Origin of the sequence: Micromonospora sp. NBRC 101691, assembly GCF_030269285.1 — a bacterium.
Classification (GTDB): Bacteria; Actinomycetota; Actinomycetes; order Mycobacteriales; family Micromonosporaceae; genus Micromonospora; species Micromonospora echinospora.
Genome location: NZ_BSTB01000021.1, coordinates 26514 through 45437, shown reverse-complemented (window position 1 = coordinate 45437; position 18924 = coordinate 26514). Strand labels below are relative to the sequence as shown.

12 protein-coding genes are annotated in these 18924 nt (G+C 73.5%); 9 read left to right on the top strand and 3 right to left on the bottom strand.

Annotation, left to right across the window (positions count from 1 at the left end; translation table 11 throughout):
* The first annotated feature begins 9 nt into the window (after positions 1–9).
* Positions 10–2061 carry an Hsp70 family protein gene (locus QSK20_RS26255; RefSeq protein WP_285791282.1) on the top strand — a complete coding sequence of 684 codons (2052 nt, stop codon included), beginning with the start codon at positions 10–12 and terminating at the stop codon, positions 2059–2061.
* Here the strand turns inward: QSK20_RS26255 and QSK20_RS26250 are convergent.
* Both QSK20_RS26250 and QSK20_RS26245 read right to left on the bottom strand, forming a co-directional pair.
* Complete coding sequence (locus QSK20_RS26250) at positions 2051–2632, bottom strand: Pycsar system effector family protein (RefSeq protein WP_285791281.1); 582 nt, start codon at positions 2630–2632, stop codon at positions 2051–2053. The genes QSK20_RS26255 and QSK20_RS26250 overlap by 11 nt on opposite strands.
* 111 nt (positions 2633–2743) lie before the next feature.
* Entirely contained in the window at positions 2744–3169 is a 426-nt protein-coding gene (locus tag QSK20_RS26245; RefSeq protein ID WP_285791280.1) for a MarR family winged helix-turn-helix transcriptional regulator, read from the bottom strand.
* Positions 3170–3246: 77 nt separating this feature from the next.
* On the opposite strand from QSK20_RS26245, the gene QSK20_RS26240 reads away from it, so the two are divergent.
* The 3 genes from QSK20_RS26240 (at position 3247) to QSK20_RS26230 (ending at position 8521) form a co-directional block, all read left to right on the top strand.
* Positions 3247–5040, top strand: coding sequence for an ABC transporter ATP-binding protein (locus tag QSK20_RS26240; protein ID WP_285791279.1), 1794 nt, complete (start codon positions 3247–3249; stop codon positions 5038–5040).
* A 140-nt stretch (positions 5041–5180) separates the two neighbouring features.
* Complete coding sequence (locus QSK20_RS26235) at positions 5181–6374, top strand: NAD(P)/FAD-dependent oxidoreductase (RefSeq protein WP_285791278.1); 1194 nt, start codon at positions 5181–5183, stop codon at positions 6372–6374.
* Positions 6375–6646: 272 nt separating this feature from the next.
* On the top strand, positions 6647–8521 hold the full coding sequence (locus QSK20_RS26230) for a pectate lyase-like domain-containing protein (RefSeq protein WP_285791277.1): 1875 nt from the start codon (positions 6647–6649) through the stop codon (positions 8519–8521).
* A gap of 151 nt (positions 8522–8672) precedes the next feature.
* On the opposite strand, the gene QSK20_RS26225 is transcribed toward QSK20_RS26230, so the two are convergent.
* On the bottom strand, positions 8673–9233 hold the full coding sequence (locus QSK20_RS26225) for a TetR/AcrR family transcriptional regulator (RefSeq protein ID WP_285791276.1): 561 nt from the start codon (positions 9231–9233) through the stop codon (positions 8673–8675).
* A gap of 129 nt (positions 9234–9362) precedes the next feature.
* On the opposite strand from QSK20_RS26225, the gene QSK20_RS26220 reads away from it, so the two are divergent.
* From QSK20_RS26220 to QSK20_RS26200, 5 genes are all read left to right on the top strand, one after another.
* Positions 9363–10913 (top strand): MFS transporter, encoded by a 1551-nt coding sequence (locus QSK20_RS26220; RefSeq protein WP_285791275.1) that lies wholly within the window; start codon positions 9363–9365, stop codon positions 10911–10913.
* A gap of 177 nt (positions 10914–11090) precedes the next feature.
* On the top strand, positions 11091–11489 hold the full coding sequence (locus tag QSK20_RS26215; protein WP_285791274.1) for a (R)-mandelonitrile lyase: 399 nt from the start codon (positions 11091–11093) through the stop codon (positions 11487–11489).
* Between the two features lie 70 nt (positions 11490–11559).
* Positions 11560–12585 (top strand): aldo/keto reductase, encoded by a 1026-nt coding sequence (locus QSK20_RS26210; RefSeq protein WP_285791273.1) that lies wholly within the window; start codon positions 11560–11562, stop codon positions 12583–12585.
* 410 nt (positions 12586–12995) lie between these two features.
* Positions 12996–13853, top strand: coding sequence for a DUF4132 domain-containing protein (locus tag QSK20_RS26205; RefSeq protein ID WP_285791272.1), 858 nt, complete (start codon positions 12996–12998; stop codon positions 13851–13853).
* On the top strand, positions 13850–18916 hold the full coding sequence (locus QSK20_RS26200; protein ID WP_285791271.1) for a hypothetical protein: 5067 nt from the start codon (positions 13850–13852) through the stop codon (positions 18914–18916). The genes QSK20_RS26205 and QSK20_RS26200 overlap by 4 nt, the downstream gene beginning before the upstream one ends.
* Positions 18917–18924 lie beyond the last annotated feature (8 nt).

The following is an 18924-nucleotide window of genomic DNA, read 5'->3' as shown; positions in this document are numbered from 1 at the left end:
GAGGGTCTGATGGGACTGGCCTACGGCATCGACTTCGGCACCTGCAAGTCCGTCGTCGCGGTCAGCCGGGACGACGGCAGCACCGTGGTCTGCGGCGACCCGCGCGGCGAACTCGGCCGTCAGGAGAGCATCCCCACCTCGGTCTTCCTGAGCGCGGCCGGCGAGATCGTGGTCGGTGCCGCGGCTGAGCGGGCCAAGGGTTCCCGGCCGAGTCACTTCCGCAGCGAGTTCAAGGCGGACTTCGGCAGCGACACGCCGTCCATGATCGGCGGGCGTTCCTTCCGGGGGGAGGAGCTGTGCGCCGAGGTGCTCGGCTTCCTCCGGAAGCTGGCCCGCGCCCAGGTCCCGGGCGATCCGGAGACGGTGGTGATCACCGTCCCGGCGTCGTGGGAGCAGGGTAAGCGGGACCGGATGGTGTCGGCCGCCGAACGGGCGGGGTTCGACCCGCGCGTCGTACGGGTCGTCTTCGAGCCGGTCGCCGCGGCGGCCTCGGCGTTCGCCGGCACCACCGGCGCGCCGATGACCGCGCTGGTTTTCGACCTGGGCGGGGGCACCTTCGACTGTGCGGTGGCCCGGTCGACGCCGAACCGTCGGTTCGAGGTGCTCGGCGCCCCCGGGCACCTGTCCGACGTCGGCGGACGGTGGTTCGACCGGCGGATCGTCCGGCACATCGCCGACGGGTTCCCCGACGCGACGGCGTTCCTGCGCGGCGGCACCGTCGACGGTGACCTGCTGCGTCGCCGCGAACTGCTGCGGGCGGACGCGGAACGGATGAAGATCGAACTGTCGCGCGAGACGTCGAGCCGGGAGTTCCTCTCCGAGCTGGACGTGCCGCAGGAGTTCGTCCTCACCCGTGACGAGCTGGACACGCTGCTCCGCCCCGACCTGACCCGGGCCGTGGACGTGGCCGAGAACATGCTCACCGAACTGGGGATGAACTGGGCGGACGTCGATCGCGTCGTGCCGGTCGGCGGGTCCAGCCGGATACCCCTGGTCGGCAACCTGCTGAGCCGCCGGTCCGGCCGTACCGTCCTGCGCCTGGACCGACCGGACCTGGCCGTCGTCCGGGGAGCGCTCGCGCTCGCCCGGATGCCCGCCGAGGCGGCGTGGCCCGGCGACGACCGGGCGGCCGACGGAGTGGTCCCGGCGCGGATCGTCACCGGACAGCGGCTCAGCGCGGTGTCCTTCGCGCCGACCGGACGCCGGCTCGCGCTCGGTTCGCTCGCCGACGTGCAGGTACGGGACATGGCGTCGCCGGGCCACTCGTGGCGGGCGACGGGCAGCGCCAACCCACCGCTGCTCGTCGGGAGGTCGTACCCGCCGGTCGTCACCGCGGTGGCGTTCTCCCCGACCGGCGAGCTGATAGCCAGCGCCGGGCTCGACGGCACCGCCCGGGTGTGGCACGCGGTACGGCGGCAACGCCTGGCTGTCCTCGACCACGCCGACTGGGTCAGCGCGGTCGCGTTCAGCCCGGACGGGCAGCGCCTGGCGACCGCGAGCTACGACCGGACCGCCCGGGTGTGGGACGCGCGCACCGGGCGGCGACTGGTCGAGTTCTCCCACCCCCACTTCGTGAAGGCGGTCGCGTTCAGCCCGGACGGGCGGCTGCTCGCCACCGGCTGCGCCGACCGGCTGGTGCGGGTCTGGGATCTGCTCAGCCTCGGGATCCGGCGGGAACTGACCCATGACGACTGGGTGACCGCGGTCGCCTTCAGCGCCGACGGTCGACGCCTGGCGACCGCCTGCCACGACACCCGTTGCCGCGTCTGGTCCGTCGACTCCGGCGAGGTGCTCCACGAACTGGCGCACGACGACGGGGTGCACGGCGTCGCGTTCAGCCCGGACGGCAGGTTCATCGCGACCGGTGGCGACGACCGTACGGCCCGGATCTGGTCCGCCGACACCGGAGACGCGCTGACGACCACCACGCACGACGGCCGGGTCTGCGGGGTGGCGTTCTCGCCCGGCGGCGGTCACCTCGCCTCGGCCAGCCACGACGGCACCGTGCTGTTCACCCCGCTGGGCGACGCGGCGTGGCGGAAAGCCCTCGTCAACCGGTGACGACGCCCAGCACCAGGATGGTCAGGCAGGCGACCACCAGGAGGGCGACGCCCCGGATCGCGCCGACGATGTGCTGATGCTTGGCCAGGGCGATGTCGGCCAACAGCCGGTTGAGGGCCCACGCCTCGGTCCGCAGGTCGCCGACCCGGATGTCGGAGGACCACGTGTCCCGTCCGGCCACCGCCGGGAACGCGAAACGGTTGGCCGGGCCGGGAGGCGTGATCCGGGGACGTAACGCGGCGGCGAGGTGCAGCCCGGTCGTCACCAACGCGGCCACCAGCACGACCAGTGTGACGACGAACGCGACCGCGACCGGCCGGGCTCCGGTCAGGCCGTCGCGTACCTGATCGGCCTGGGTGACGACGAGGGTCACGACCCCCGACGCGAGGACGGCGAGCATGCTTCCCTTGCTGTCCGCGTGCTGGATGTTCTGCTGGAACGACGCCGCGATCGTGCAGGCGAGGTCGAGCTCCTCCTTGGGAGTCAACGGGACGGTGTCGTCCGGGGGATCGGTCGGAGCGCACCTGGCGACGATCTCGACCGGAACGGGGTCAGGAATCTCGATCGACATATCGGTATGGAAGCACGGGGTCCTCCGGGAGACCCGATCATCCGAGGCGGTCCGGTGACCGAATCGGAAAACCACCCGCCCCCGGTGGACGACGACCAGGTTCCGGGCGGGTCAGTCGCGCAGCGTACGCAGGATGCGGGCGAACTGTTCCCGGTCGGCCGCCGGGAGGCTCCCGAAGAGGTCCTCGGCGGCGGCCCGGCGGGCGGCCTGGATGGCGGCCCCGACACGCGTGCCGGCCTCGGTCGGCGCGACCAGGGTGGCGCGCCGGTCGGTCGGATCGGACCGGCGCCCCACCAGGCCGCGTGCCTCCAGGTCGTCCACCACCTCGGTGGCCGAGCGTGGGGCGATGCGCAGGTGCTCGGCGAGCGTGCTGAGCCGCAGCGCGCCGTGCCGGGTCAGCACGCCGAGCGCGCGGGACTGGGCGGGCGTCACGTCCCACGGCGCGAGCGCCTCCCGGGTGCGTTGGCGCAGCCGCCGCGTCACCGCCCAGAACGCCTCGGCGAGGCTGTTCTCGGGCTCGTCGGTCTCCGCCGTCACGGGAATACGGTAACAGCAGAAGCTGTTGCTCCCTCATGTTGAGGTAACCTCAGCATTATCGACGGAAGGAAGCCTCTTTGGAACCCCACCCCTCCGGCCGCGACCGCGGCCCCCGCAAGGTCAGCGTCGAAGAGAAGGCGCAGGCCCGCCAGGTGTCGCTGCGGCGCATCGGCCGGCTGTTCGCCCGGCACCGGGGCGCACTCGCCACGGTCACCGGCATCATCGTGGTGTCCTCGGTGCTCGCCATGGCCTCGCCCTTCCTGCTCCGCGCCGTGATCGACCGGGCCCTGCCCGAGCGCGACCTGACGCTGCTGGTCTGGCTGGTGAGCGGCATGGTCGCGGTCGCCGCCGTGACCTCCGTGCTGGGCGTGGCGCAGACCTGGATCTCCACCCGGGTCGGACAGCAGGTCATGCACCGGCTGCGCACCGACGTCTTCACCCACCTGCAACGGCAGTCGCTGGCGTTCTTCACCCGCACCCGCACCGGCGAGGTGCAGTCCCGGATCACCAACGACATCGGCGGCATGCAGAGCGTGGTCACCTCGACCGCCACCTCGATCGCGTCCAACCTGACCACCGTGATCGCCACCGGGGCGGCCATGGTCGCGCTCTCCTGGCGACTCGCCCTGGTCTCCCTCGTCGTGCTGCCGCCGGCCATCTGGCTGACCCGTCGGGTCGCCCACCTGCGCCGTGAGATCACCGCGCGCCGCCAGCGGGAGCTGGCCGACCTCAACGTCACCGTCGAGGAGGGGCTCTCGGTCAGCGGCGTGCACCTGGCCAAGACCCTCGGCACCGGCCCCGCCCTGGCCGCCCGCTTCGCCGCCTCGTCGGCCCGCCTGGTCGATCTCGAACTGCGCTCCGAACTCGCCGGACGCTGGCGGATGGCCACGATGAGCATCGTGTTCGCCGCCATCCCGGCGGTCCTCTACCTCAGCGCCGGCCTGCCCGGCGCCGCCGGCACGCTCAGCATCGGCACCCTGGTCGCCTTCACCACGTTGCAGGGCGGACTGTTCCGTCCGCTGATGGGCCTGCTCAACGTGGGCGTCTCGGTGACCGCCTCGCTGGCGCTGTTCGCCCGGATCTTCGAGTACCTGGACCTGCCGGTCGAGGTGGACGACCCCGCCGAGCCGGTCGCCGTCGACCCCCGCCGGGTCCGGGGCGACCTGCGTCTCACCGACGTCACCTTCCACTATCCCGGCAGCGACACCGCCGCCGTCGCCGGGATCACCCTCGACGTGCCGGCCGGCACCGGCCTGGCCCTGGTCGGCGAGACCGGGTCCGGCAAGAGCACCCTGGCCGCGCTGGTGAGCCGACTGTACGACCCGACCAGTGGCCGGATCACCGTCGACGGCGTCGATCTGCGCGACCTGCGCCTGGCCGACCTGTCCGCGATCGTCGGGGTGGTCAGCCAGGAGACCTACCTGCTGCACACCACGGTCCGGGAGAACCTGCGCTACGCCCGCCCGGACGCCACCGACGCCGAGATCGAGGCCGCCGCCCGGGCCGCCCAGATCCACGACCTGATCGCCGGGCTGCCCGACGGGTACGACACGGTCGTCGGCTCGCGGGGGCACCGCTTCTCCGGCGGCGAGAAGCAACGCCTCGCCATCGCCCGTACGCTGCTGCGCGACCCGCGCGTCCTGATCCTCGACGAGGCGACGAGCGCGCTGGACACCGAGACCGAGCGCGCCGTGCAGCGGGCGTTCGAGGAGGTGGCCCGGGGGCGCACCACCATCACCATCGCCCACCGGCTCTCCACCGTGCGGGACGCGGACCAGATCGCCGTGCTCGACCACGGGCGGATCGTCGAGTCCGGCAGCCACGACGGCCTGCTGGAACGCGCCGGTCGCTACGCCGCCCTCGCCGCCTGACGGCGCGCTCGAGATGGACCGGGGCCGGCGTCGCGGCGACGGTGCCGACCCCCACGGTGTGGAGTGAACTGCGTCACGCACTGTCACAATGCTCGGTCGCACGGTGTCTTCAGGTCGAACCCTCTGACGAAGGAGACACCATGGCAGGGAACAGCAACGTGGTCGTGGTCGGCGGCGGATACGCCGGGGTGATGGCGGCCAATCGCCTGACGCGACGCGACGACGTGACCGTGACTCTGGTCAACCCGCGCCCGAGCTTCGTGGAGCGGCTGCGCCTGCACCAACTGGTGGGCGGATCCGACGACGCGCTCGTGGACTACCGGGACGTCCTGGGCCGGGACGTCCGGCTGCTCGTGGACACCGTGACCCGGATCGACGCAGCCGGGCGCGGCGTGACGTTGGCCTCCGGCGGCACGCTCGGCTACGACTACCTGATCTACGCGGTGGGCAGTGGCAGCGCCGACCCGCAGGTGCCCGGAGCCGCCGAGTTCGCCTACCCGATCGCCAGCCTGGAGGACGCGCAGCGGCTGCGGCCGGTCGTCGACGCCGCACCGGCGACGGCCGCCCTGACGGTCGTCGGAGCCGGCCCGACCGGCATCGAGACCGCCGCCGAGCTGGCGGAGGCGGGCCGTACCGTGACGTTGGTCTGCGGCGGGACGCTCGGCCCGTACCTGCATCCGCGGGGTCGGCGCGCGGTGGCCGGGCGACTCGCCGAACTCGGCGTGACGGTGGTCGAGGGCCCCGGCGCGACGGTGACGGCGGTGACTCGCGACAGCGTGCGGCTCGGGGACGGCCGTGAGCTGGTGAGCGACGTGACCATCTGGACCGCCGGGTTCGGCGTGCCGGACCTGGCGCACCGCAGCGGGCTGAGCACCGACGCCCTGGGCCGCCTGCTCACCGACGAGACGTTGACGAGCGTGGACGACGTACGCGTCGTCGCGGCCGGCGATTCGGCGGCGCCGTCGGGCCTGCCGTACCGCATGGGTTGTCAGGCCGCGGTGCAGTTGGGCCCGCAGGCCGCCGAGACGGTGCTCAGCCGGATCGCGGGGGAGCAGCCCGCGCCGGTCGACGTGGGGTTCGTCGGTCAGTGCATCAGCCTGGGACGTCACGCCGGCATCGTCCAGTTCGCCCGCCGGAACGACACCGCGACCGGGCTCCACCTCGCCGGACGCCTCGCCGGGAGGCTCAAGGAAGTCGTGGTCAGGCAGACCGTCAAGCAGTTGGCGTACGAGGCGCGCCGGCCCGGTACGCGCAACCTGTGGTTCAGCGACGGCCAGCGCCAGCAGTTGCTGCGGGCCGGGCGCGGCGAGAACCTGGCGACCGCCGAACGGTAGGTCGGGCCGGTGTCCGTGGCCGGTCCGACCGGTGGCGGATCGGGCACGCCTGTCGTGCGGCGACGTCCTTTCTCGCGGGACGCCGCCGCACGCAGGCGTGCGGCGACCGACGCTCCGGTGGGCAACGGGCCGTCGGTGGAGGGAGAGGCCGAGCCGGACCGGACGGCCCTTCACAAAGCGCGAGATCTCCGACAGGATGAGAGAGCGCTCTCTCGGCGGGACCGCTCCGCCGGAACCGGGCGTTTCCACCGCCTCGTCGATAGGACGAACCCTTGACGATCCCGCCCACCCACCTCCGGGTACGGCTCGGCCGGACGCTCACGTTCGGGCTCGCGCTGGCCCTCGCCGCCACCACGGTGAGCAGCCCGGTCTCCGCCGGCCCGCCCCGCCCCGACACCCCGAACCTCGGATCCCACGTCACGGTCTTCGACCCGAGCATGCCGGTCAGCGAGATCCAGGCGAAGCTCGACGCCACGCACGCCGCCCAGGTCAACGACGAGATGGGGACCAGGCGGTTCGCCTACCTGTTCAAGCCGGGGGTCTACGGCACCGCCGAGCAGCCGCTCCAGATCAAGGTCGGCTACTACACCGAGATCTCCGGCCTGGGCGCCTCGCCCACCGACGTCGTCATCAACGGCAAGATCGAGGCGTACAACCGCTGCCTGACCGAGGGCGGCACCGCCAACTGCATCGCGCTGGTCAACTTCTGGCGCACCGTGTCCAACCTGTCGCTCCGCATCAACGCCACGGGCCAGGACGGCTGCCGCTCCACGGCGAACCTCTGGGCGGTGTCCCAGGCGGTGTCGATGCGGCGGCTCGACATCAGCGGCGGCGGCCTGTCCCTGATGGACTACTGCACCGCCGGCCCGCAGTACGCCAGCGGCGGCTTCATCGCCGACTCCCGGCTGCCCGCCACCACGAACGGGTCGCAGCAGCAGTGGCTGACCCGCAACAGCGAGGTCGAGAGCTGGTCCAACGCGGTGTGGAACCAGGTCTTCGCGGGTGTCGTCGGCGCGCCCGACGACGCCGGTTTCCCCGACCCGCCCTACACCACGCTCGACACCACCCCGGTCAGCCGCGAGAAGCCGTACCTCTTCGTCGACGCTAAGGGCCGGTACCAGGTCCGCGTGCCCGCCGCGCGGCGCGACACCCGGGGCGTCACCTGGGCCGAGGGCCTGACCCCGGGCCGGACCATCCCCATCGGCGACTTCTTCGTCGCCCGGCCGTCCGACCCGGTCCACGTGATCAACCGGGAACTCGCCCGTGGCCGGCACCTGCTGCTCACCCCGGGCGTGTACGACATCGCGCGCAGCATCGAGGTCCGGCGGCCCGACACGGTGGTCCTCGGCATCGGGCACGCCACGCTGACCGCTGTGGACGGCGCCGTCCCCCTGGACGTCGCCGGTGTTCCCGGCGTGGTCGTGGCCGGCGTGACGATCGACGCCGGGCTCACCGAGTCGCCGGTCCTGTTGCGGGTGGGCCGCAAGCACGGACCCGACCGCAGCGACCCCCGCAACCCGACGACCCTCTCCGACGTCTACTTCCGGGTCGGCGGCCCGCACATCGGCAGGACGCACATCGCGTTGGAGGTCAACAGCGACCATGTGCTGATCGACCACACCTGGGTGTGGCGGGGTGACCACGGTGTCGAGGGGTTCACCGAGGGCGTGAACGGCGACACCGACCGGTGGCGGACCAACACCGGACGCTACGGGGCCGTCATCAACGGGGACCACGTGACCGCCACCGGCCTCTTTGTCGAGCACTTCCAGCGGTACAACACCGTCTGGAACGGTGAGCACGGCACCACGGTCCTCTACCAGAACGAGCTGCCGTACGACCCGCCGACGCAGGCCGACTGGATGAACGGCGACGTCCAGGGCTGGGCCGGCTACAAGGTCGGTGACCGGGTACGCCACCACACGCTCCACGGCGGCGGCGTCTACGTCTTCAACCAGAACAATCCCTCGATCCACACGGAGAACGGCTTCGAGGTCCCGGTGACGCCGGGCGTCCGGCTGCACCACGTGATGACGGTGAACCTCAGCGCCGGCACGATCGACCACGTGGTCAACGGCGTGGGCGAACCGGCCGACACGACCCGGACCGGCGCGCCGGTCTACCTGGTCCGCTACCCGGCGAGCTGACGGAGCGCCACCGACGAGGGCCGGACCCCGTCCTACGGGACACGGTGGGGTCCGGCCCGCCCGTCGCCGGATCCGCCGACCTCGGCGGCGGCTCCGCGAGGCCGCCGACGAGCAGGTCCCCGGTGCGCAGGTCCCCGCGCCGGGCCGCCGGTCAGCCGGCCTCCGGGAGGTCGACGAGGGGGCCGTCCTGGCGGCTGAGCGCCAGCAACAGATGTCGGGCCTGCCGCAGCTCCTCGGGATCGCTGTCCCCCTCGTACAGGCCGGCGATGGCCACGCCGTCGGCCGCGCGGACGATGAGCAGGGCCCGTTGCGGATGCAGCCCGTCGGCGTCGAACGCCTCCCGCCACCGTTGCTTGTCGCGTTGCAGCACCTCGGCGACGCCGGGGACGGTGGACAGGGTGGCGGCCAGCATGGCCTGCTCGGGGACGGTGGATCCGTCGAGGAGATCGTCGAAGGTGGCGTTGACGTAGCCGCGCACCAGGCGTCCGGGGGCGTGGTCGCGGGGATCGACCGCCGCGTACACGGTGGCGGCGAACTGCTCGGCGATGTCCTCGGCCAGGGCGAGCAGCAACTGGTCGCGGGAGCGGAAGTGGTGCAGCAGGCCGCTCTTCGAGACCCCGGCCTCCCGGGCGATCGCGTCCACGCTGGCGCCCGAGCCGTGTGTGCCGACCACCTTCGCGGCGGCGTCCAGCACCACCCGGCGGGTTCTCACCGTGTCGCGTTCCCGACCCTGCATCACAGCCTCCGGCTCGTTCCGCGCGGCGCGCTTCACCGCTGCGTCGATCCTAGGAGCCGACCAAATGGTTTGCACAACCGACCATATGGTCGGTAGCTTGGGGGAATGACGTCCGCGACGCCCTCCCCGTCGGTCGGTGCCACGCCCGACACATCCCACCGCCCGGTCCGGGCCGGAGCCCGGCAGTGGGCCGCGCTGGGTGCGCTCACCCTGGCGGTGACCCTGCTGGCCGTGGACGGCACCGTGCTGGCGTTGGCGATGCCGGCCCTGACCGCTGACCTCGGGGCCACCTCCACCGAGGTGCTGTGGATCGGCGACGCCTACTCCTTCGCCCTGGCCGGGCTGCTGATCAGCATGGGCACGCTGGCCGACCGCATCGGCCGCAAGCGGCTGCTGCTGATCGGCGTCGCCGGTTTCGGCTCCGCCTCGCTGGTGGCGGCCTTCGCGCCGACCGCCGGCTGGCTGATCGCCGCCCGGGTCCTGCTGGGCGTGGCCGGGGCGACGTTGATGCCGTCGACGCTGTCGATCGTGCGTAACGTCTTCACCGACCCGGCCCAGCGCACCCGCGCCATCGCGGTGTGGTCGGCCGGCGCCTCCGGCGGCGCGGCGCTGGGCCCGCTGGTCGGCGGCGTCCTGCTGGAGCACTACTGGTGGGGGTCGGTCTTCGTCATCAACCTGCCGATCATGCTGCTGGTGCTGATCAGCGTCGCGCTGCTGGTGCCCGAGTCGCGCAACCCCGCTGCCGCCCGGTTCGACCTGGTCAGCGCCGTGCTGTCGGTGGCCGCGATCGTGCCGCTGGTGTGGGCGGTCAAACACACCGCCAAGAGCGGCATCGACGTGGCCGGCCTGCTGGCCGCCGCGCTCAGCGTGGGCGCCGCACTGGTGTTCGTACGCCGTCAGCGCACGCTCCGGACGCCCCTGGTGGACGTCACCCTCTTCGCCCGGCCGGCGTTCACCGGCACCATCCTCGTCTCGCTGATCACCATCTTCGCGTTCAGCGGGCTGCTGTTCTTCTTCTCCCAGTACCTCCAGTTGGTCCGTGGTCACTCGCCCCTGGAGGCCGGCCTACGGGAGTTGCCCGCCACACTGGCGTCCATCGCCGTGGTCGTCGTCGCCGTCCGGATCATCGCCCGGCTCGGTGTCGGACGGGCCCTGGCCGCGGCGCTGCTGGTGGCCGCGGCCGGGCTGGGCGTGCTGGCGATCACCGAAGGCGCGGCCGGTTACGCCGGCCTGGCCGCCGGGCTGATCCTGGTCGGGCTGGGGATCGGGATGGCGTTCACCGCCTCCACCGACGCCATCCTGAGCGCGGTGCCCCGAGAGCGGGCCGGAGCCGCCTCGGCGATCTCCGAGATGTCCTACGAACTGGGCGTCGCGCTCGGCATCGCCCTGCTCGGAACCCTGCACATGGCGCTGTACCGCGCCGGCCTGCCCGATCTGTCCGGTCTGACCGCCCCCGCGCGCGCGGCGGTCACCGACTCGCTGGCCGCCGGCACCCAGGCCCTGGCCGGCACCGGCGAGCAGGGCGCCCAGGTCCTGGCCGCCGCCCGCGACGCCTTCGCCCACGGGATGCAGATCACCTCGGTCATCGCCGCGGTCCTGCTGGCGGTGTCCGCGCTGATCGCGTGGAAGGTCATCCCTTCCGGCCGGCGCTCCTGACCTCGACCGCCCGGCCCCGCCCGGACCCGGCCCCGCCCTGATCCGGGTGTCGGGTCCGGGCGGGGCCGGGCGCAACCACCTGGCGCCGGTGCCGCACACCGGCGGTCGGAACGCCGGACGAATGAACCCCATCCATTGGGGAAGCCAGTTCGGTACCCGATGGATGGGATTGACGGCATGGAGATCCTGCACCAGCAGCCGACGGTCAGGGCACCGGCGGAGACGTTCACCGGCGACGCCTGGTACGACGTGATCGTGAAAGGCGAGACCCCGTCACGCATGCGGGTCAACGTGGTCCGTTTCGCCCCTGGTGCCCGCAACGCGTGGCACCGGCACGCGGTCGGCCAGACCCTGCACGTGACCGAGGGCCGTGGGCTCGTGCAGTCCCGTGGCGGCCAGGTCGTCGAGATCGGTCCGGGCGACACGATCTGGACGCCGCCGGGGGAGTGGCACTGGCACGGCGCCGCCGCCGACCACTTCATGACACATCTGGCCATGTGGGAGGCCCCGGAGGACGGCGGCCCGGAGACCGAGTGGGGCGACCTGGTCACCGACGAGGAGTACGCCGCCCGTTGACCCGCCCCGCCTCTCGCCTTCGACAGGGCGCCCCCCACTTGATCCCGCCCAGCTTCTCAGGAGTGTCGCCATGGAGCACCGGCTGTTGGGACGTACCGGCGTCTCGGTCAGCAAGCTCGGCCTCGGCGCGATGATGTTCGGGGCGTGGGGCAACGGGGACCACGACGAGTGCGTCAAGATCATCCATCGGGCGCTGGACGCCGGGATCAATTTCGTGGACACCTCGGACCTGTACTCGCAGGGGGAGTCCGAGACCATCGTCGGCAAGGCGCTCGCCGGGCGCCGCGAGGACGTCGTGCTGGCGACGAAGTTCTTCATGCCCTTCGACGACGACCCGAACCACTGCGGCGGCTCGCGGCGCTGGATCGTGCAGGCGGTCGAGAACTCGCTGCGCCGGCTCGGCACCGACTACATCGACCTCTATCAGATGCAGCGCTACGACCCCGCGGTCGACCTCGACGAGACGTTGGGCGCGCTGACCGACCTCGTTCGTGCGGGGAAGGTCCGCTACCTCGGCCACTCCACGTTTCCGGCCTCCGCGATCGTCGAGGCGCAGTACGTCGCGCGGGATCGCGGCCGGGAACGGTTCGTGGTCGAGCAACCCCCCTACTCGATCCTCACCCGGGCCGTCGAGAACGAGATCCTTTCGCAGACCCAGCGGTACGGCATGGGTGTCATCCCGTACAGTCCGCTCGCCGGTGGCTGGCTCTCCGGGCGTTACCACCGGGACACCGACAACATCGGCCCGGCGTCGGTGGCCCGGAAGCGCCTCGCGGACCGTTTCGACCTGTCGCTGCCGGAGAACCAGCGCAAGCTCGACGCCGCCGACCGGCTGGCGAGGCTCGCCGATGAGGCCGGGATCAGCCTGGTCGCGCTGGCCATCGCGTTCGTCCGTTGCCACCCGGCCGTCACCGCCCCGATCATCGGCCCGCGCACCATGGCGCACCTCGAAGCCCAGCTCGCCGCAGCCGACGTGACGCTCACCGACGACGTTCTCGACCGCATCGACGAGATCGTCCCGCCCGGGATCACCCTCAACCCGGCCGACAACGAGTGGACCAGCCCGTCCCTGCGGCCCGACGCCCGTCGCCGCTGACCGGTCACGCAGGCCCAGCCGTCACCGCAGGGGCCCGACCCGTCGCCCCTGGCGTGGGAGGCGCTCCCCGGCACCGCGCCCCGCTCCGGGGGCACGCCCGTCCTCCGGTCGCCGGCTGATTCCCGCCACGTGCCGGGGCGGCCCTCGCCGCTGCACAAGGCACCCCTCGGCACCCCGGTGACCGCAGCCTCGGCGCGACCCGGCTTCTGCCGGCCGTGTCTCCTCGTCCGTCGCTCGCCGCGGGACACCGGCCGGGACTCGTCCGCGCCAGCGCGACCGACCTCCGCGTCGCCGAGGCCGCCACTGCGGGGCCGGTTGTGTCGGTCACTACTGTTAGCCTCGCGCTGCGTCGTCGATCATGGCGATTCCTTGTGAAATATGGCTTTCTGCCACTGCGGAGGGTATTCCTGATGGGTTGGCTACCGGTGGGAGACTCGTACGAGATCTCTCTCGTCGACGGGAAGGTGGCGGCCCGGTCCTCGGGTCCGCGAGCCACCGGCCGTCCACTGAAGACCCTGCCGAAGGTGCTGCGGGACAGCCCCGAGGTGGACCGGTTGCGCCAACTCGCCCAGTGGCTGGACCGCCACTCCGCCGAGTGCCTGGCCCGGGTCGACGCCTGGGTGGTCTCCTCGCTGCCGGTGCCGACCGGGCTGCTGGCCCGGGTCTGGCCGGACCCGGCCTGGCGGGACGCGTTGCGTGACCTGGTGGTGCTCGGCGACGACCCGGCCGAGTCGGGCTTCCTGCGGGACGTCACCGACACCGGTGACCTGCGGGTGGTCAACCTCGACGGGGAGACCGTCCGGTTCTCGCCGGCCAGCGCCACGCTTCCCCACCCGGTGCGTCTGGCCGAGCTGACCGACCTGCGCGAGTTCGCCGACGAGATCGACGCCACCCAGCGGATCGAGCAACTGCACCGGGGCACCTGGGACCGGCCCGCCGACCTGAAGGACCGGGACACCGCGGTCACCGAATTCCGGGGCACCACGGTCCCGAACCGGCTGGCCGTCCGGGCCGCCGCGCTCGGCTTCCGGGTCTCCGGCTCGCAGGTCCGGTGCCGGGTCTGGGAGGCCGGTCGCACGGTCGAGGCGGCCATCTGGTTCGAGGAGGACTACTGGGACTCCGAGGCGACCCTGGGCACCCTCTCCTGGTCGGTGGTGGACGGGCCGACGCTGCGGTTGACCGAGGTCGGGCCGGTGGCCTGGTCGGAAGGAATGCGAATGGCGACGGCCCTCTCCGGCGCCGTGACCGGAACGGGGACGAAGGCGTGACCGCGATGACGACCATGTCGGGCGAGGGTTCGGCCGAGAGCCTGTTGACCGCCGGCGCGGTGCTGCCGACCGACACCGCCGGGGCCGGCGACCGGGCGGTGCCCCTGACCGCCCGCACCTACCGGCATCCGGCCCTCGACGACCGGCCGGTGGTCCGCCTGGTCGACGCCGCCCTCGGCGAGGGCGAGGACATCGCCGTCGGGTTCCTCGGCCTGACGCCGGGCGCTGAGCCGGCCGTCGTCGGGCTGGGCCCGCGTCGCCCGTTGGCCTTCCCCGAGTGGGTGCTGGTGCACCACCCGGCGGACGGCAGGCACGCCCTGGCGGTGGTGCCGGAGTTGCAGAAGCTGGCCAAGCAGGTCCGGTCCCGACCGAAGGCCGCCCTGGACGGGCACCAGGGGATCGCCGACCGGTTCGCCCGTACGCTGCCGCACTTCCTGCCGACGTTCTTCGAGCAGGCGGCGCGGGTGTTCCTGGCCGCCGGGCAGGACACCTACGCGACGCAGCTGTTCAACAAGGCACGCAAGGCGGAGGCGCAGCACGGCCTGCCGGTCGACCTGAACCGGCTGGACGAGGTCTACGTCGAGTTCGCCTCGGCCAAGGTGGTCTCCGCGACCGCGTTGGCCGGCTACGCGAAGGAACTGGCCGCCCAGTTGCCGGCCGACGAGGCCTTCGACCGGTTCTGCCGGCTGGCGCTGCGGGCCGCGGCCGCCGGCGTCGCGCCGTCCACCCAGTCGGCCAACGCGGTGAACCGGCTGGTGCGGACCGCCGCCAAGGCCGCCGGCCGGTCCGGCGCCGCCGCGGTCGCCGACCGCGAGGCGGCCTACCTGACCGAGCTGCTCCGGCTGCCGGTGACCGCCGAGGCACCGGCCGGCTGGTGGAAGGCGCACCGGCCGGTGGTGACGGCCCTGGCCGGACGTGACCCGGCGGTGCGGGGCAGCCTGCTCGACCTGATGCCGACCGACCGGGACGACCTGGTTCCCTGGCTGACCCTGTTGACCGACACCGGTGCGCTCGCCGGACTCTCCGATCCGGACGCGCCGGGCCCGACCCGCCCGCAGGACGGCTCGGTCGGCTGGCTGCGCCGCTTCACGAGCCGGGCCAACTCGGGCTACCGCCGCCGTCGGATGCCGGAGCTGTACCCGCTCGTCGAGCGGATGGCCGACCGGCTGCGCGCCGAACTGGCCGCCAGCGGCGAGACCCTCGCCGCCGACGGCGACCTGGAGCTGCTCGACCTGCTGCTCGCCCTCGACCTGCCGGTGGACCCGCCGAAGGAGCGCGAAGCCCTGGACCTGGCGGAGTGGGCCAGGGTCGGCGGGGAACGGGACCTGCTCGCGGTGGCCGGCGACGACCGGTTCACCGGGGCCCTGCGCCGGGGCCTCGACCAGCTGGACGACAAGCCCGACGCGTTGCGCCGGATGGTCGGCACGCCGGGCGTCCGGCCGCTGCTGACCGACTGGCTGCGGGCCCGGATCCGGGACCGGTTCACCACCGGACTGCCGTACCTGCCGGAGTCGGTGGACTGGCTGGGCCGGCTCCCGGTCGAGGCGTTGCGTCTGGTCTTCGGCGACCTCGACCGACCCGGTGGCCCCGCCGGGGGTGGCGACCTCGGGCAGGCCCTCGGTGTCGACCTCGTCGAGCACGTCGCCCGCAGCCTGCGCGGCGGCCTCATCGACGAGCTGGGCTGGCCGGACTGGGAGCTGGCCCGGCAGGAGGTGACCGGCGGCGACCGCCGGATCGAGCCGGTCCAGCAGGAAGCCTGGCCGTACCTGATCCTGGGCGGGCCGACCACGGTGCGCGTGCTCGGCGCCGAGGGCATCGTGCTCCGTCACGACCTGCGCATCCCGGCCGGCGACATGTGGGGCCAGCCCGGCTACCACTACGTCGACGGTCACCTGCTGGTCTACTGGCGTTCCGAGTCGCTCGGCTACAACCTGCGCGGCTACTGGCACTCGTCGCCCGGCGAGCCGCAGCCGATCGCCGGTGACCACCACGGCAGCCAGCCGCGCACGAACCGGATCACCCTGCCGCTGCCCGGTGGCGGACGGACCACCGGCGACGGCGTGCTGCACGCCGGTGACACCGCTGTCCCGTCGGAACGGTCGGTCATCACCGACGGTTTCTCCCACTGGGTCCACCGCCGCAGCGAGGACGACGGCGACCACGGCTGGCACGAGTACGACCCGGCCAGCGGCACCCACGGTCGGCGCAGCCTGCCCCGGTTCCTGGCCGACCTTCCGGTCGCCGGGAGCCGCCTCCAGGAGTCGGGCAGCTGGCTGCGGCCCGCCCTGTCCGACCGGGCCACCCCGGCCGCGGCGCCGGTGGACGGTCTGCTCGGCTGGCGGGTGGTCACCCTGCCGGACGGCTCGGTACGCGGCGAGGACCTGGCGGGGCGTACGGTCACCGTGGCCCCCGGGCAGCAACCGATCGCGGCGTTGGTGCTGCCCGGCGACGACCGGCCGCGCGCCGTCCTCAAGGGTCTCGTCCTGGTCGACCCGGACGGGGTGGCGTCGGCCGCCGCCGGCCCGCCGTCCAGCCGGGACTACACCTCCGGTTCCCGCCCGCTGCCGGGGCCGGAGTTCCTCGGCAACCTGCTGCCCCGCGACCCGGCCGGCTCCGCCGCCCTGCGTCGGATCGACCGGGACACCGCCGCCGCGCTGTTCACCGTCGCCCTCGACGAACGCCGTGCCGCCCTGGCCGAAGCGGCCGCGCGGGCCGCAGCCCAGGCGGCGACCCGGTCCGGCCTGCTCCGGGCCCCGCAGACCATTCCCGGCCGGGCCGTCGCCGCTACGGCGGCCCCGGTCGGCGCACCGGCCGCCGCCTCCGGTGGACCGGCCACCGCCGACGAGGACGACCGGGACGCGCTGGTCGAGCTGGTCCGCTCGACGGTGCCGGCGGTCAGCCACGACGCGGTGCTGGCCGGGGTGGCCGGGTTGCTGCGGCTGGCCGCCCGGGTGCGCACCGACCTGGACGCGGTGACCGAACGGCTCACCCGGTCGCTGTCCGCCCCGGCGGCGGTGGCGCCGGTGGTCACCGTGACCGGACCCACCGACGAGCAGCTCAACCGGGCGCTGGACGGACTGCGTGGCTCGGCCTACGGGGCGAACAAGGCGGTCCACGCCTTCGCTCAGCTCCAGGCGCTCGCCGCCCAGCGGGCCACCCCCACCGGGAGCGACCCCGGCGTACGGCTGCACCTCGACGGACCGTCGCTGCCGGCCGCCCTGGACTGGTGGCCGGTGCTCGGCGGGGTCGCCGCCGTCGCCTACCGGGCGGTCGCGGCGGTCACCCCGGACGACCACCGGGAGACGCTGCGTGCCCTGCTCACCGAGCTGGACCGGCTCGACCTGAGCGTGGCGGTCGGATCGAGCCGGTGGCGCCGCTGCACCCTGCACCTGCTGGACGACGACCTGAACGACCACGAGGGCAACCGTCGGCCCCGCCGGCCGGGCATCCTGCCGCTGCCCGACGGGGCGTTCGTCGCTGTCCGCAGTTCCAGCGGCACGGCCACCGGTTACTCCTTCGACGCGCTGCACCACGACCCGGCCGGTGTGTTCGCCGTGCCGGAGCCGTACACCACGCAGTCCTCGACGCCGGTCGGTGACGAGCGGAAGGACGGCTGGCTGGCCGGCTTCCTCACCGAGTGGGCCGCGCGCGGCCCGCTGCCCTGGCGGCCGGAGGCGGCCGAGCGGTTCGCCGAGCTGACCGGCGTCACCCCCACCGCCGCGAAGCTGGTGCTGGCCGGCCTGCCGTACGTGGACTCGGTGGGCACCGTGCCGACCGAGCTGCGCCGGGCGCTCGGGATCAGGCAGGTCGGCGAGGTCAAGCTGGCCTTCGGGGTGCTGCACGAGGCCAGCCCGCAGCTCCGGCGGGCGGTGGTCGCGGCGCTGCTGCCGGACGAGCCGGCCCGGCTGTGGACCGACGGTCCGGACGTGGCGGCCGCCGCGGCGGTCTGGAACGCCGCCCTGGGCCGCCGGGTGGTGGTGCCCGAACAGCTGCTCGCCGAGGCGGTGCGCACGGTCCGCACCGGCTGGGGCCCCGCGAAGGCGCTGCCGGCGCTGCTCGACCCGGCCCGTTCGGTGGAGCTGAGCACCGACCTGACCTTCGAGATCAGGGGCGACCGGGCCCGGCAGGCCGACAGCGCGGCGACGGGCTTCACCGGTCAGGTGCTGTCCTCCACGGTCGCCCTGGCCGCCTGGGTCGCCCACCACACGCCGGCCGGCGACCCGTGCCGGGGCGCGCTGCCGGCCGCGCTGGCCGTGCTCCGGGACCGGTTGGCCAACCCGCGCCTGCTGCTCGACGTCGACACGTACGTCTCGCTGCCCGCGTTCCGTCAGGTGGCGGGCAGCCCGTCGGAGACCGGTGCGGGCTGGGAACGGTACGGGGCCATCGTCCTGGCCACGTACGACGGCCAGCCGTCGCCCGCGCTGCGGCCGGACCTGCTCGACGCCGAGGGGACCGACCCGTACCTGCCGGCGCTGCGGCAGGACGCGGCCAAGCCGTACCCGATGGAGGTGGCGCTGCGCCTGGTCCGTGACGCGCGGTTCGCGGCGCTGCTCGCCGACCCGGGGGAGCCGGCCGGCGGCGCGCGGGCGGCGGACGGGACCTGGTGGCCGCAGGATCCGACCCGGTCGGTGCCCGACCTGGTCGCCGAGGTGGCCGGGGAACACGGCCTGGGCGGCGACGCGGCGGCGGTGTACCTGATGCTGCTGGCCATGCCCGACCCGACCGACCGCAACACGGCGAAGTGGACCGGCTGGAAGCCGGCCAAGCTCAAGGCGGCCCGCACCGAACTCGCCGGCACCGACCTGGTCGTCGAGGCCAGCCGGTCCCGGGCCGGTCGGTCGCTGTTCCTGCCCGGCCCGTGGCTGGAGCGCGGCAGCGGGCAGGCGCCGATCGAGGGCTGGAAGGTCACCCTGTTCGACCTGGCGCCCGACGGTACGGCCGGGCTCGGCGTGACCGTGCCCTTCGCGCCGGCCGCCGACCTCTACCGGCGGGCCTGGCGACGCTTCCGCGACGGCGACCGGCCCCGGTTCGACAACCTGCCCACCCGTGGCAACCACCGCTGACCTTTGTC